At 71.8% G+C, this 14,452-nt stretch carries 15 protein-coding genes; 7 read left to right on the top strand and 8 right to left on the bottom strand.

From position 1 onward, the window contains the following. Positions 1-517, bottom strand: a 517-nt coding sequence (locus ACYUD3_RS35395; RefSeq protein WP_470979494.1) for a TetR/AcrR family transcriptional regulator, incomplete at its 3' end; no start/stop codon positions are given. Positions 518-728: 211 nt separating this feature from the next. On the opposite strand from ACYUD3_RS35395, the gene ACYUD3_RS35390 reads away from it, so the two are divergent. Continuing rightward, on the top strand, positions 729-1,634 hold the full coding sequence (locus ACYUD3_RS35390; RefSeq protein ID WP_470979491.1) for an alpha/beta hydrolase family protein: 906 nt from the start codon (positions 729-731) through the stop codon (positions 1,632-1,634). Between the two features lie 160 nt (positions 1,635-1,794). Here the strand turns inward: ACYUD3_RS35390 and ACYUD3_RS35385 are convergent, their stop codons facing one another. From ACYUD3_RS35385 to ACYUD3_RS35375, 3 genes are read right to left on the bottom strand one after another with little or no spacing between them, the layout of a single operon-like run. Continuing rightward, entirely contained in the window at positions 1,795-2,766 is a 972-nt protein-coding gene (locus tag ACYUD3_RS35385) for an aldo/keto reductase (RefSeq protein ID WP_470979489.1), read from the bottom strand. 22 nt (positions 2,767-2,788) lie between these two features. After that, positions 2,789-3,559, bottom strand: coding sequence for a glucose 1-dehydrogenase (locus ACYUD3_RS35380; RefSeq protein ID WP_470979486.1), 771 nt, complete (start codon positions 3,557-3,559; stop codon positions 2,789-2,791). 26 nt (positions 3,560-3,585) lie between these two features. Beyond that, positions 3,586-3,981, bottom strand: coding sequence for a (R)-mandelonitrile lyase (locus ACYUD3_RS35375; protein WP_470979483.1), 396 nt, complete (start codon positions 3,979-3,981; stop codon positions 3,586-3,588). A gap of 170 nt (positions 3,982-4,151) precedes the next feature. Here ACYUD3_RS35375 and ACYUD3_RS35370 point away from each other — a divergent pair, with 170 nt between their 5' ends. Next, a complete protein-coding gene (locus ACYUD3_RS35370) occupies positions 4,152-5,045 on the top strand; it encodes a helix-turn-helix transcriptional regulator (protein WP_470979480.1) in 894 nt (297 codons plus the stop codon). Between the two features lie 45 nt (positions 5,046-5,090). Here the strand turns inward: ACYUD3_RS35370 and ACYUD3_RS35365 are convergent, their stop codons facing one another. Next, a complete protein-coding gene (locus ACYUD3_RS35365; protein WP_470979478.1) occupies positions 5,091-6,095 on the bottom strand; it encodes an aldo/keto reductase in 1,005 nt (334 codons plus the stop codon). A 101-nt stretch (positions 6,096-6,196) separates the two neighbouring features. Here ACYUD3_RS35365 and ACYUD3_RS35360 point away from each other — a divergent pair, with 101 nt between their 5' ends. Further along, positions 6,197-7,108: an AraC family transcriptional regulator gene (locus tag ACYUD3_RS35360; RefSeq protein WP_470979475.1), complete on the top strand. Its 912-nt coding sequence runs from the start codon at positions 6,197-6,199 to the stop codon at positions 7,106-7,108. Positions 7,109-7,245: 137 nt separating this feature from the next. Here the strand turns inward: ACYUD3_RS35360 and ACYUD3_RS35355 are convergent, their stop codons facing one another. Then, positions 7,246-7,842 carry an acyl-CoA-like ligand-binding transcription factor gene (locus ACYUD3_RS35355; RefSeq protein WP_470979472.1) on the bottom strand — a complete coding sequence of 199 codons (597 nt, stop codon included), beginning with the start codon at positions 7,840-7,842 and terminating at the stop codon, positions 7,246-7,248. A gap of 299 nt (positions 7,843-8,141) precedes the next feature. Here ACYUD3_RS35355 and ACYUD3_RS35350 point away from each other — a divergent pair, with 299 nt between their 5' ends. The 3 genes from ACYUD3_RS35350 (at position 8,142) to ACYUD3_RS35340 (ending at position 10,932) form a co-directional block, all read left to right on the top strand. Beyond that, the gene (locus ACYUD3_RS35350) at positions 8,142-8,504 is read left to right on the top strand and encodes a bifunctional 3-phenylpropionate/cinnamic acid dioxygenase ferredoxin subunit (protein WP_470979469.1); all 363 of its coding nucleotides are present in this window, start codon (positions 8,142-8,144) and stop codon (positions 8,502-8,504) included. Further along, entirely contained in the window at positions 8,501-9,667 is a 1,167-nt protein-coding gene (locus ACYUD3_RS35345) for an NAD(P)/FAD-dependent oxidoreductase (protein WP_470979467.1), read from the top strand. The genes ACYUD3_RS35350 and ACYUD3_RS35345 overlap by 4 nt, the downstream gene beginning before the upstream one ends. A 134-nt stretch (positions 9,668-9,801) precedes the next feature. Next, on the top strand, positions 9,802-10,932 hold the full coding sequence (locus tag ACYUD3_RS35340) for an aromatic ring-hydroxylating oxygenase subunit alpha (RefSeq protein ID WP_470979464.1): 1,131 nt from the start codon (positions 9,802-9,804) through the stop codon (positions 10,930-10,932). 2 nt (positions 10,933-10,934) lie between these two features. Here ACYUD3_RS35340 and ACYUD3_RS35335 read toward each other — a convergent pair whose 3' ends face one another. After that, positions 10,935-11,681, bottom strand: coding sequence for an IclR family transcriptional regulator (locus ACYUD3_RS35335; protein WP_470979524.1), 747 nt, complete (start codon positions 11,679-11,681; stop codon positions 10,935-10,937). A gap of 151 nt (positions 11,682-11,832) precedes the next feature. Between ACYUD3_RS35335 and betA the strand changes: the two genes are divergently transcribed. Beyond that, positions 11,833-13,506 carry a choline dehydrogenase gene (betA, locus tag ACYUD3_RS35330; RefSeq protein WP_470979461.1) on the top strand — a complete coding sequence of 558 codons (1,674 nt, stop codon included), beginning with the start codon at positions 11,833-11,835 and terminating at the stop codon, positions 13,504-13,506. A 63-nt stretch (positions 13,507-13,569) separates the two neighbouring features. Here betA and purU read toward each other — a convergent pair whose 3' ends face one another. Next, on the bottom strand, positions 13,570-14,442 hold the full coding sequence (gene purU, locus ACYUD3_RS35325; protein WP_470979458.1) for a formyltetrahydrofolate deformylase: 873 nt from the start codon (positions 14,440-14,442) through the stop codon (positions 13,570-13,572). Between the last annotated feature and the right edge of the window lie 10 nt (positions 14,443-14,452).

Here is a 14,452-nt window from a genome sequence, read left to right as displayed (position 1 = left end):
CCCCGATACAAAGATTCCCGATCCCCCGCATCAGCTCATACCCCCCCACCCCCTCCTCGATCTCCCCCGCCCCCACAGCCGCCGCAAGGATCTCCTCGCAGACCGGGACCAGGCGGTCGAGGAAGTATGCGTGCAGGGTGGCGAAGCCGCTGTTGTCGGACTGCATGGCTGACGCCAGCCCGTGTTTGGTGACCAGGAAGTCCACGAACAGGTCCACCCACGCCTGTAGCGCGGCCAGCGGAGAGTCCTCTGAGGCCAGCAGGCTCGGGCCCGCCGTCGCGCACTCCTCCACCTGGTGGCGGTAGACCGCGACCACCAGGTCGGCCCTCGTCGGGAAGTGCCGGTAGATCGTCCCCACCCCTACCCCCGCCTCGGCGGCGATCCGCCGGATCGGCGCGTCCACCCCCGCCGCGACGAACACCGCCGCCGCCGCACTCAAGAGCGCCTGCTGATTGCGCTGGGCGTCGGCGCGCTTCGTGCGGGCCGGGGTCCGGCCGGGCGCCTCTTCCGTGGACAAGCCGTGCTCCTTCTGTCGGCGTTGACTAAACGGAACGGTGTTCCGTATCGTTGTCGAGGTAAGCGGAACGTTGTTCCGAATCCAGGTTAGTCCAGGCCGGGGCCGAACTCCGCCGCGCTCCCGAGGAAACCCCGGACAAACGCGGCAGAGTCCTGAACGACGCTCCCGGTCACCACCCGATCGACACCTGATCATCACCCGAGGAAAGACCATGTCCCGCACCGCCACCCCCGTCCTCTCCTACAGCCCCCTCACCCTCCCCACCCCCCACCGCCCCGTCGACCTCCAGCTCAAGATCTCCGCCCCCGTCACCGGCACCGGCCTCCCGGTCCTCCTCCTCTCCCACGGCCACGGCCCCTCCCGCCACCTCTCCTCCCTGCACGGCTACGCCCCCCTCGCCGACCACTGGGCGGCACACGGCTTCGTGGTGATCCAGCCGACCCACCTCAACTCCCGCACCCTCACCCACCTGGTCTCCGCCGCCTCGGGCGCCCCGTACTTCTGGCGCGAGCGGGCCGAGGACATGGCGCACATCCTCGACCGGCTGGACGAGATCGAGGCCGCCGTACCCCACCTCGCCGGCCGGATCGACCACGGCAAGGCCGCCGTCGCCGGTCACTCCCTCGGCGGAGTCACCGCGAGTGTGCTGCTGGGCGCGGAGATCGGCGGTGTGAGCGTCAGGGAACGCCGGATCACGACCGGCGTCCTGCTGGCCGCGCCCGGCAGGGGAGGGGAGGTGCTGAACGGGCCCATGGCCGCGTACCTGGACTTCATGAAGGACATCGACTTCACGACGATGACGGCGCCCGCCCTGATCGTCGCCGGGGACAAGGACGACTCCCGCCACTTCACGGACCTGGGGCCGTCCTGGCACACCGACCCGTACACCCTCGCCCCGTCCCCCAAATCCCTCCTCATGCTGCACGGCGCGGAACACGGCCTCGGCGGCATCGCCGGATACGACGCCGCCGAGACCACGGACGAGAGCCCCGAACTCCTCGCGGCAGTCCGGGAGTTGACCTCGGCCTACCTCCGCACCCAGCTCACCCCCGGTGACCCCGCGTGGCGCACGGCCCGCGAGGAGCTGACGCTGGGCCGCGTGGAGGAAAAGCGATAGAGGAAAAGGGAGTCGAACAGGCGTAAGCCCCACGGCCCGGCCCTCACCCGATCGAGGGGATCGCCCGGCACCGCCGCGCACGGCCACATCCCGCGCAGTACGTTTCTCGCGCGCCGCCCGCACCCGAAGCGGGCGGCGCGCACACAAGCCCAGGGCGCGGTCAGAACCAGGAGGGCCCGGCGTTGGTGTACGGCTTCTCCAGCGCCGCCGCCTCCTCGTCCGAGAGCCTCAACTCCAGCGCTTCCACGGCCTGTTGGAGGTGGTGAGGCATGGTGGCGCCGACGATGGGCGCCGACACCAGCGGGTTGCGCAGTACCCAGGCGAGCGCGATCTGGGCCATGGGCACACCCCGGGCTTCGGCGAGCTGCTGCACCGCGTCGATGACCGGCTCGTCGTACACGCTGTCGAAGGCCTGCACGACATGGTCGGTGGCGGAGCGCAGGCTCTGTTCGCCGGCGGGGCGGGCGAGGCGGCCCTTGCCGTTGGGGGAGTAGGGGATCAGCCCGACGCCCATGTCGCCGCACAGGGCCATGAGTTCGGGCTCGTCCTGGCGGCGCAGCAGGTTGTACTGGTTCTGCATCGACACGAAGCGCGTCCAGCCGCCGAGGTCGGCGGCGTGCTGGAGCTTGGCGAACTGCCAGCCGTACATCGACGAGGCGCCCAGATAGCGGACCTTGCCCGCTCTGACGACGTCGTGCAGCGCCTCCATTGTCTCCTCGGCCGGGACCTCGGCGTCGTAGCGGTGGATCTGGTAGAGGTCGATGTGGTCCGTGCCCAGCCGGGTCAGGGACGCGTCGACCTGTTCCAGGATCGCCTTGCGGGACAGGCCCTCGCCGCCGGGGCCGTCGTGCATCCTGCCGCGGACCTTGGTGGCCAGGACGATGTCCTCGCGGCGGGAGTACCGCCTGAGGGCGCGGCCGGTGATCTCCTCGGAGGTGCCGGCCTGGTAGACGTTGGCGGTGTCCCAGAACGTGATGCCCAGCTCGACGGCCTGCCGGAAGAACGGCGCGGCCTCGTCCTCGGCCAGCGCCCAGGGGTGGGCGCGCGGGACGGTCCGGTCGCCGTAGCTCATGCAGCCGAGGGCGAGACGGCTCACCTTCAGGCCGGTGGCGCCGAGACGGATGTACTCCATGGTGACGCTCCTCGGGGTGGGATCAGCTCGTCGTGTAGCCGCCGTCGACCGGCAGCACGGCCCCGACGACGAAACTCGCGGCGGGGCTGCACAGCCACAGGACGGCCGCGGCGATCTCCTCGGCCCGCCCCAGCCGCCCGATCGGCTGCTGCTTGACGATCTCGGCCATGGCCTCGGCCTGCCCTTCGAGCATCGCGGCGGCCATCGGGGTGTCGACGACCCCGGGGCACACCGCGTTGATCCGGATCCCCCTCGGCGCGTACTCGACCGCCGCGCTCCTGGTCAGACCGATCACCCCGTGCTTGGAGGCGTGATAGGCGGCCCGCTCCGGCAGGCCCACGAGACCGCCCAGCGAGGAGCAGTTGACGATGGCGCCGCCGCCGTCCTGCCGCCGCATCTGCCGCAGTTCATGCTTCTGGGCGGTCCAGACACCGCGCAGGTTGACGGCGTTGACGCGGTCGAAGTGCCCGGCCGTCTCGTCGGCCGCGTCACTGGGCGGGACCTGCACCCCGGCGTTGTTGAACGCCATGTCCAGCCGGCCGTACACCTCGACCGCGCGGCCGACCGTAGCCGCCGCCTGCTCCTCGTCCGTGACGTCGCAGACCACACCGAGCGCCTGATGACCGGCCGCCGTCAGCTCCCCGGCCGCGCGCTGGACCGCCTTCTCGTCGATGTCGGCCAGGACGACCGCGGCCCCTGACTCGGCGAAGGCGCGGGCGGTGGCGAGGCCCATGCCGGAGGCGGCGCCGGTGACGAGGGCCACCTGGCCATGGAAGTCGTAGATCGGGTTCATGGGGACTCCTGTCGTGGGAGCGGTACTCAGCGCGAGGTCCGGGTGCCGGCGTACTCGGCGTCGGTGACGTGCTCCAGCCAGTCGACGTCGTCGCCCTCCCACAGGGCGAGGTGCGCCATGAACTGGTCCGGACCCGCGCCGTGCCAGTGCTCCTCGCCGGGCGGGCAGCCGATCGTGTCGCCCGGGTGGGCCTCGACGATCACGCCGTCGCGGGTGCCGATCAGGGCGACCCCGGACACGATGTGCAGGGTCTGGCCCAGGCCGTGGCGGTGCCAGGCGGTACGGGCGCCGGGGGCGAAGCGGACCATGTTGGCCCGCAGCCGGGAGGGCTCCTCGCCCCGGCGGATCACGTCCGCCCAGACGTCGCCGGTGAACAGCTGCGGCGGCAGTTTCATGGTCGCGGGCTGCTTGACGATCTCCATGGAGGCTCCTTGCGTCGGGGGCACGGAGGTTTCCCACGTGCCCCGGCCGATTGCGTCACCGCCGATGAAACGCCAGGTCACGGACGCGTGGAAGAACTCGCCGATACGTGTACTGCCAGTACACCCCTCAGCCCGGGACACGGCGGGAGCGCCGACGTAGCCTCGAAGCCATGGACAACCGGAGCGAGGTACGCGAGTTCCTGACCAGCCGCCGTGCCAAGATCACGCCGCAGCGGGCGGGGCTGCCCGTCCACACCGGCAACCGGCGCGTCAAGGGGCTGCGCAGGGAAGAGGTCGCGCTGCTCGCCGGCGTCAGCGTCGAGTACTACGCCCGCCTGGAGCGCGGCAGCCTCTCCGGCGTCTCTGAGCCCGTCCTCGACGCCCTCGCCCGCGCCCTCCAGCTCGACGAGGCCGAACGCGCCCACCTCGACGACCTCGCGCGCACCGCGAACACCACCCGCCGCCCCGCCCGCCGCCGGACGCCGCAGCCGATCCGGGCGAGCCTGCGGCACCTGCTCGACGCGATGACCGAGGCACCGGCCTTCATCCGCAACGGCCGTCTCGACATCCTCGCCGCCAACCGGCTCGGCCGCGCCCTGTACGCCCCGGTCTTCGCCGACCCCGCCCGGCCCGTGAACCTCGCCCGCTACGAGTTCCTCGACCCGGGCGCCGCCGACTTCCTGCCCCAGCTGGAGGCGCAGTCCGCCGGAGCCGTGGCCCTCCTGCGCACCGAGGCCGGCCGCGACCCCTACAACCGGGACCTCACCGACCTCGTCGGCGAACTCTCCACCCGCAGCGAGAAGTTCCGCACCCTCTGGGCCGCCCACGACGTACGCCTGCACCAGACCGGCGTCAAACACTTCCACCACCCCGCGGTGGGCGACCTGGCCCTCCCCTTCGAGGCCCTGCCCATCCCCACCGAACCCGGCCTCACCCTCACCGTCCTCAGCGCCGAACCCGGTACCCCCGCCCACGACAGCCTCAAACTCCTGGCCAGCTGGGCCGCCACCCTCGACCAGGACCCGGCCGCCGGCGACAACGAGCACAGCGCGCAGCCGAGTTGACGGACTACGGGGGCGCCGTCCTGCGACGGCGCCCCCGGTCACTGCTCAGCCCTTCGGCATCATCGCCTGGGGGTAACGCGACCCCGCCGCGCCCTCCGGAAGGATCTCCTTGATCCGGGCCAGATCCGCCGCCGTCAGCTCGACGTACGCGGCGGCCACGTTCTCCGCGAGCCGCTCGGGGCTGCGGGTGCCGGGGATGGGGACGATGTCGTCGCCCTGCGCCAGCAGCCAGGCCAGCGCCAGCTGGGTGACCGAGACGCCCTTGGACTCGGCGAACGCGGTCAGCTCCTGGACGGCCGTCAGGTTCTTCTCGTAGTTCCCCGGCTGCCAGCGGTCGTCCCAGCTGCGCATGTCGTCGGCCGGGTACTCGGCGGCCGGCTTCACCGCCGAGGTGAGGAAACCGCGCCCGAGCGGCGAGTACGGCACGAAGCCGATCCCCAGCTCCCGCACCACCGGCAGGATCTCCGCCTCCACGGCCCGCTCGAACACCGAGTACTCGGTCTGGAGCACCGACACCGGCTGCACGGCGTGGGCGCGCCGGATGGTGTCGGGCCCGGCCTCGCTCAGCCCGAAGTAACGCACCTTGCCCTCGGCGATCAGCTCACCGACCGTGCCCGCGACGTCCTCGATGGGTACGTCCGGGTCCACGCGGTGCTGGTAGAGGACGTCGATGTGGTCGGTGCCGAGGTAGCGCAGGCTGTTCTCGGCGACCTCGCGGATGTGCTCGGGGCGGCTGTCGAAGGCGGCGCCCACCCGCGTCGGGTCACTCAGGTCGAAGCCGAACTTCGTGGCGATGACGACCTCGTCACGGAAGCCCTTCACGGCCCGGCCCAGCAGCTGCTCGTTGCTGCCGGTACCCATGCCGTACAGCTCGGCGGTGTCGAAGAAGGTGACGCCGAGCTCGTGGGCGCGGTGGATGGTGGCGATGCCGCCGGGCTCGTCGCCGGCGCCGTAGGCCATGGTCATGCCCATCGTGCCGAGGCCGATCGCGCCGGTCTCGAGGCCCTGGGTGCCGAGGGTGCGGTGGGGGAGTTTTTCGTGCTGTGTCATGGTTCCAGGCTAGGAAGACGAGGCCGGGACGGCATGGGGCAGCGGTCGCATAGGATTGCCTGATCCTCTCAAGTCGTCCAGGGAATGGAAGGAGCGGGCCGTTGCTGGACCGTCTCGCCGAAGCGATCGAACGGCACTGCGTGGGCAAGTGGGGGGAGAGCGCCGTACCGAGGCTCTCCCTGGTCGCGGTCGATGAACTCGTCGAGCCGATGGAGGTCGTGTACGAGCCGATGGTCTGCTTCATCGCGGCCGGCGCCAAGCGCACCGCGGCGGGCGAGCACAGCTGGGTCACGCCGCCGGGGCAGATGGCCCTGTTCACCCTGGACCTGCCGGTGACCGCCGCCTTCGAGGAACTGCCCTACCGGGCGGCCGTCATGCGGCTCGACAGCCACACCCTCGACGCCGTCCAGATGGAGCTGGCGCAGGGAGGGGAGGCCGCGCCTGCGGTCCTCGGGCAGGTCACGGCCGACATGGAGGCGGAGCTGATCGACGCCGTCACCCGCTGGGTACGGCTCCTCGACACCCCGCAGGACATCGGCCCGCTCGCCGGCCGGATCGAGGAGGAGATCCTCTACCGCCTGCTGCGCAGCCCCCTCGGCCCGGTCCTGCGGCACTGGTCGCGCGCCGACTCCGCCGGCTTCCGCATCCGGACGGCGGCCCGCTGGATCTGGGACCACTACGCCGAGCCGCTGACCGTCGAGGAGATCGCCGAGGTGGCCCGGATGAGCCCGGCGACCCTGCACCGGCACTTCAGGTCGGCGACCGGCATGAGCCCGCTGCGGTTCCAGAAGCACCTGCGGCTCCAGGAGGCGCGCCGGCTGATGTTCGGCAGCGAGGTCACCGCCGCCCAGGCCGCCCAGAGCGTCGGCTACGTCAGCGCGACGCAGTTCAGCCGCGAGTACCGGCGGGCGTACGGCCTGCCGCCCGGCCAGGACGCCCAACGGCTGCGGACGCGGCTGTCGGAGGGGGGTTCCGTGCCGGTGCTGCTGGACGGGGCGGGGGCGAAGCCGTGATCGGGCCTGGTCGGGCGGCCGGGGCGGCGGGCGGTGAAGCCGTGACCGGTGCCTGCCAGGCATCCGGGGCGGGCGGCCTGCGTCGGCCGGTCAGGTCTCTGAGCGGCAGCGGGCGGCGAAGCTGTGACCGGTCCCGGTCAGGTCTCTGAGAGACCGCCGGCGGTGATGTCGAACACCTCCGCCGTGACCGCGTCCAGCGCGCCCGCGTCCTCGTGCGTCGCCCAGCGTTCCATCGCCGTGGTCGCGGCGCCGACGATCAGGCCGGCCAGGACGCGCGGGCGCAGCGCGTCCGGGTCGGCGGCGGTGCGGGCGGCCACGAGAGGTGCGAGGCGTTCCTGGGCGCGGCGGCCCGAGGCCTGCCAGCCGGCGGTGAGCGCCGGGTGGGACAGGGCGATGCGGACGACTCGGCGCAGCTCGTCGTCGTCGACCAGTGCCGCGCTCGTCAGCAGGGCCGCGCGCGCGGCGACGGCCGGCGGCTCGTCCTGCGGACGGGCGGCGAAGGCGTCGACCAGTGCCTCGACGGCCTTCGTGTGGACGGGCGTGAGCGCGTCCTCCTTCGTCGGGCAGTGCTGCTGGAACGTGCGCGTGGACAGCCCGGCGTCGTAGGCGATCTCCCCCGCGGTGGTCGCCTGGAAGCCCTGGCGCTCGAAGAGGTCCAGGGCGGCCTCGGCGATGTCCCGCCGTAGTTTCGCGCTGCGCAGTTCCTGCGGGGAGGGGCGTACGTCTGTCTCCATGCTGTCCATCCGTCACCTTCGCCGGTCGCCTGCCGAGAGCCCGTCCAGTATGGCGCAACGGCGGGCGCCGGCGGACCGCGCCGACAAGGGGACGACGCTGGGCCGGTCCCTCTGCTATAGCCTCCCCGGCCGCCGCCGGGGCGCTGAAGGCGTCCTGTGACGGGCCGTGTCCCGGTCCCGGAAAGCCCCGGAAACCCCCGCCGGCGCAGGCGATTTGGACGCCTTGACATCACTCGGGGGCGACCTCAAACTGGCGTTGCGCTTACCGCAATCCGTTTCGCTATACGCACCGAGGTGTCATGATGATTCCCGCGTGCCGTCTTGCGGACCTCCCGCGAGGCGAGGCCATCCGGCTCGACATCGACCCGCCCGTCTCGGTCTTCCACACCGACGACGGCGAGGTCTTCGCCATCGACGACACCTGCACCCACCAGGACGCCTCGCTCGCCGACGGCTGGCTGGAGGGCTGCCAGGTCGAATGCCCGCTGCACGCCTCGACGTTCGACCTCAGGACCGGACACGTCGGCGGCCCGCCCGCCCGGCTCCCGGTCCGCACCCACGAGGTGGTCGTCGAGGACGGCGTGATCCACGTGAAGCTCTCCACCGACGCCCCCAACCTCCCGCCCTGCGTCGCGGCCCGGCTCGCCGGGGGGCCCGCGTGAGGACGCTCGCCGTCATCGGCGCCTCCCTCGCCGGCCTCTCCACCGCGCGCGCCCTGCGCGCCCAGGGGTACGACGGGGAGCTGACCGTCGTCGGCGACGAACTCCACCGCCCCTACGACCGGCCCCCGTTGTCCAAGGAGTACCTCGCCGGCACCTACGGCGAGGCCGACCTGGCGCTGGAGACCGGCGACGAGGACCTGGCCGCACACTGGCGGCTCGGCGTACGGGCCACCGCCCTGAACGCCGGACGCCGCGCCGTCACCCTCTCCGACGGCCGCGAACTGCACGCCGACGGCGTCGTCATCGCCACCGGCGCCGCCGCCCGCACCCTCCCCGGCACCGAAGGGCTCGCCGGAGTGCACACCCTGCGCACCCTCGACGACGCCCGCGCCCTGCGCGCCGAACTCGCCCCCGGCAGACGGCTCGTGGTCATCGGCGCCGGATTCGTCGGCGCCGAGGTCGCCGCCACCGCCCACGCCCTCGGCCTCGACGTCACCGTCGTCGAGGCCGCCCCCACCCCGCTCGCCGGACCCCTCGGCGCGCAGATGGGCGCCGTCGTCGCCGGGCTGCACACCGACCACGGCGTACGGCTGGTCTGCGGCGCCGGGGTCAAGGGGCTCGGCGGTGAACGCGCCGTGGACACCGTGCTGTTGGAGGACGGGCGCAGTCTGCCGGCCGACCTCGTGGTGGTGGGCGTCGGCGCCCGGCCGAACGTCGGATGGCTCGCCTCCTCCGGGCTGCGGATCGACAACGGCGTCGTCTGCGGGCCCGACGGGCGCACCGGGCTGCCCGGTGTCGTCGCGGTCGGCGACTGCGCCAACTGGTTCGATCCCAGGGCCGGTTCGCACCGCCGCGTCGAGCACTGGACCGGCGCGGTCGAGCGTCCCGCCGCCGCCGTCACCGCGCTGCTGGCCGGCGAGCGCGCCCCCGAGCCGGCCGTGCCGAAGCCGCCGTACTTCTGGTCCGACCAGTACGGCGTCCGCGTCCAGTTCGCCGGGAACGCCGCCGGCGCCGACAGCGTGCGCGTCGAACAGGGCTCCGCCGACGGGCGGGACGTCCTCGCCGTCTACCGGCGCGGGGACGTGCCCGTCGCCGTGCTCGGGATGAACCAGCCGCGGCTGTTCACCCGCTGGCGCAAGCAGTTGGCGCAATCGGTTTCCTGAGCTGACGCCGGGCCTTGAGCCGCCTGGCCCTGAACGCCGGCCCGAGCCGTCGAGGCAACGCCGGCCCGAGCCTTGAGCCGCACCCCCCGCCCCCGCGACCGATCTCTGCGACCCCCACCGAGGAGTGCACCGCCGTGACCCCGACCAGCCTGCCGGACAGCCTGATCGCCACCCTCCCCGGCTCCTCCTACACCGATCCGGGGATCTTCGCCCAGGAGCAGGAGCGCATCTTCGAGACCATGTGGTTCTGCGTCGCGCGCGCCGCCGAACTGGCCAGGCCCGGCGCCTTCCGCACCGTCGACGTGGGCCGCGAGTCCATCCTCGTCACCCGCGCCCGCGACCAGTCGGTCCGCGCCTACTTCAACGTCTGCCGGCACCGCGGCGCCAAGCTGTGCACCGAGGAGAGCGGCGAGGTCAAACGCGCTTTCCAGTGCCCCTACCACGCCTGGACCTACGACCTCACCGGCAAGCTCGTCGCCGCCCCCAACCTCACCAAGATGCCCGACGTCGGCCGCACCGAGTACGGCCTCGCCCCCGTCGCCGTCCGCGAATGGCTCGGCTACGTCTGGGTCTGCCTCGCCGAGAACCCGCCGCCGTTCGAGGAGGACGTCCTCAGCGCGGTCGTCGAACGCCTCGGCGACATGGAGTCCCTCGAGCGCTACGGCATCGAGAACCTGACCGTCGGCAAACGGATCGTCTACGACGTGCGGGCCAACTGGAAGCTCATCATCGAGAACTTCATGGAGTGCTACCACTGCGCGACGATCCACCCCGAACTCACCGAGGTGCTCCCCGAGTTCGCCGACGGCTACGCCGCCCAGTACTACGTCGGCCACGGCGCCGAGTTCGGCCAGGAGATCCAGGGCTTCACCGTCGACGGCTCCGAAGGGCTCGACCGCATCCCCGGCGTCGCGGAGGAACAGGACCGCCGCTACTACGCGATCACCGTCAAACCGCAGGTGTTCATCAACCTCGTCCCCGACCACGTCATCTTCCACCGCATGTACCCGATGGCCGTGGACCGCACGGTCGTCGAGTGCGACTGGCTGTACCTGCCGCACGTCGTCGAGTCCGGCAAGGACGTCAGCCGGTCCGTGGAGCTGTTCCACCGCGTCAACGAACAGGACTTCGAGGCCTGCGAGCGCACCCAGCCGGGGATGAGCTCGCGGATGTACGCGAAGGGCGGCGTACTGGTGCCGAGCGAGCACCACATCGGGGCGTTCCACGACTGGGTCAACGGACGGCTCGGCACCCGGGCGGGCTGAGTTCAGCCCAGATGCCCCATCCGGTGACTGATCTCCTGCGCCCCCTTCAGCACCAGCGGCGCCAGCTCGTGCATCCGCTCCTCGGTGAAGCGGTACGAGGGCCCCGACGCGCTCAGCGCCGCGATGACCCGCCCGTCCTGGCCGCGGATCGGCGCGGCCACGGCGTGCAGCCCCACCTCCAGCTCCTCCAGCGTGCAGGCGTACCCGCGCTCCAGCGCCTCGGCGAGGTTCTGCTCCAGCTTCGTGCGCGCCGTGATGGTGCGCGGGCCGACCTTGCGCTGCCCGGCGGCGGCCAGCAGGGCGGTGCGCTCGGCGGCGGGCAGGTGGGCGAGGAGGACCTTGCCGCTGGACGTCGCGTGCAGCGGGGTGAGCTGGCCGACCCAGTTGTGCGCGGTGATGTTTCCGGGGCCGCGCACCTGGTACAGGTTGATCGCGTAATGCTCTTGCAGCACCGCGATGTTGACGGTCTCCCCGACCTCCTCCGCGAGCCGCTCGCACACCGGGCGGGCCTGCTGCGTGATGTCGATCCGGCCCGTCACCGCCCCCGCCAGCCGGACGAGCCCGAACCCGAGCCGGTACTTGCCGCGCTCCCCGGCCTGCTCGACGAGCCCCCGCGCCTCCAGCGCGCCCAGCAGCCGGAACGCGGTGGACTTGTGCACGTCCAGCTCGCCCGCGACCTCACTGACCCCGGCCTCGCCGCGCCGGGCGAGGATCTCCAGGACGCTGATGGCCCGGTCGACCGACTGCACCCCGCCGGACTGCGGACCGGACGGCTCGGACTCGGGGCGGTAGTTGCTCACGACGGAACTATACGTGCGCCGATCAGCCCGCCCCGGCGCGGCCGACCTCCCTTTCGCCTACGACCAGTTGCACATCACGCAACCCATGAGACGAGGCAGCATGGACACGACGCCCCCCTACGACTTCGTGATCGTCGGCGGCGGTTCGGCCGGCAGCGCGCTGGCCAACCGCCTGTCCGCCGACCCCGGCAACAGAGTGCTGGTCCTGGAGGCCGGCCGCCCCGACTACCCCTGGGACGTCTTCGTCCACATGCCCGCCACGCTGACCTACCCCATCGGCAGCCGCTTCTACGACTGGAAGTACGAGTCCGAGCCCGAACCCCACATGGGCGGCCGGCGCATCTACCACGCGCGCGGCAAGGTCCTCGGCGGCTCCAGCAGCATCAACGGCATGATCTTCCAGCGCGGCAACCCCATGGACTACGAGCGCTGGGCGGCCGACCCCGGCATGGAGAGCTGGGACTACGCGCACTGTCTGCCGTACTTCGCGCGCATGGAGAACTGTCTCGCCGCCGACCCCGACGATCCGTTCCGCGGTCATGACGGGCCGCTCGTCCTCGAACGCGGGCCGGCGCGGAACCCGTTGTTCGGCGCGTTCCTCGCAGCGACCGAGCAGGCCGGGTACGCGCGCACCGAGGACGTCAACGGGTTCCGGCAGGAGGGCTTCGCCGCGTTCGACCGCAACGTGCACCGGGGCCGGCGCCTCTCCGCCGCCAAGGCCTACCTCAAACCCGTGCGCCGACGCCCCAACCTCACGGTCAAGACCCGGGCCTTCGTCACCCGCGTCCTCTTCGAGGGCAAGCGCGCGATCGGCGTCGAGTTCGAGCACGGGCCCGGCGCCGCCCGCCGGGTCCGCGCCCGCGAGGTGATCCTGTGCGGCGGCGCCATCAACTCGCCCCAGCTGCTTCAGGTTTCGGGCGTGGGCAACGCCGAGGAGCTGCGGGCGCTGGGCGTCGACGTCGTCCACGACCTCCCGGGCGTCGGCGAGAACCTCCAGGACCACCTGGAGGTCTACGTCCAGTACGCCTGCAAGCAGCCCGTCTCCATGCAGCCGTACCTGGCGAAGTGGCGTGCCCCGTTCATCGGCCTGCAATGGCTCTTCCGCAAGGGGCCCGCCGCGACGAACCACTTCGAGGCCGGCGGGTTCGCGCGCGGCAACGAAGCCGTGGACTACCCGAACCTGATGTTCCACTTCCTGCCCATCGCCGTCCGCTACGACGGCTCGGCGCCGGCGGGCGGGCACGGCTATCAGGTCCACGTCGGCCCCATGTACTCCGACGCCCGGGGCTCGGTGAAGATCAAGAGCCGTGATCCTCGCAGCCACCCGGCCCTGCGCTTCAACTACCTCTCGACCGACCAGGACCGCCGGGAGTGGGCCGAGGCGATCCGGGTCGCCCGCGACATCCTCGGCCAGCCGGCGCTGTCCCCCTACAACGCGGGCGAGGTGTCCCCCGGGACCGGCGTCCAGAGCGACGAGGAGATCCTGGCCTGGGTCGCGGAGGAGGGCGAGACGGCCCTGCACCCCTCCTGCACCTGCAAGATGGGCACCGACGACATGTCCGTCACCGACCCCACGACCCTGCGCGTCCACGGCCTGGACGGCCTGCGCGTGGTGGACGCCTCGGTCATGCCGTACGTCACGAACGGCAACATCTACGCCCCAGTCATGATGATCGCGGAGAAAGCGGCGGACCTGATCCTGGGCAAGCAGCCGCTGCCCCCGTCGAAGGCGGCGTACTACCGGCACCGGGACGCGCAGAAACAGACGGGCTGAGACGAAACGAGCGGGATAAGACAGGCGGCGGGCCCGCACGCCAGGGCCCGCCCTTTCCGCCGCCTAGCGGAACACCACCGTGCGGTTGCCGTCCAGCAGGATTCTGTTCTCGCTGTGCCACTTCACCGCGTGGGCCAGGACCTGGGCCTCCACGTCGCGGCCCACCGTGACCAGTTGGGCGGGGTCCAGGGAGTGGTCCGCGCGGATGACGTCCTGTTCGATGATCTGGCCCTCGTCGAGGTCCGGGGTGACGTAGTGCGCGGTCGCGCCGACCAGCTTGACGCCCCGCTCGTACGCCTGGTCGTAGGGCCTCGCGCCCTTGAAGCTCGGCAGGAAGGAGTGGTGGATGTTGATCGCGCGGCCCTCGAGCCGCTTGCAGAGGTCGTCGGAGAGGACCTGCATGTAGCGGGCCAGCACCACCAGGTCGACGTCGAGCTCGCGGACCAGCTCCAGCAGGCGGGCCTCCGCCTCGGGCTTGGTGTCCTTGGTGACCGGGAGGTGATGGAAGGGGACGCCGTAGCTCTCGGCCAGGCCCTCGAAGTCGCGGTGGTTGGAGACGATCGCGGGGATCTCGATGTTGAGGGCGCCGGAGCGGCTGCGGAAGAGCAGGTCGTTGAGGCAGTGGCCGAACCGGGACACCATGATCAGGGTCCGGGTCGGGGTCGCGGCGTCCCGCAGCGTCCAGTCGATGCCGTACGCCTCGGCCACCGGCCCGAAGCGCAGCCGCAGTTCGGCGGGCCCGGTGGCCGGGTCGGAGACGTCGAAGTGGACCCGCATGAAAAAACGGCCCTGGCGGCGGTCGTCGAACTGCTGGCTCTCCAGGATGTTCCCCGAGCTGCGGACCAGGAAGCCGCTCACGGCATGGACGAGTCCGACGCTGTCGGGGCAGGAGACGGTGAGGACATACTCACGGCCGGGGTGCGGACGAGGGGACATGAAGGGCCTC

Source organism: Streptomyces sp. AMJ-169 (assembly GCF_055597585.1).
Note: the sequence above shows the minus strand (reverse complement) of the source record. Positions and strands in the feature narration are given on the sequence as shown.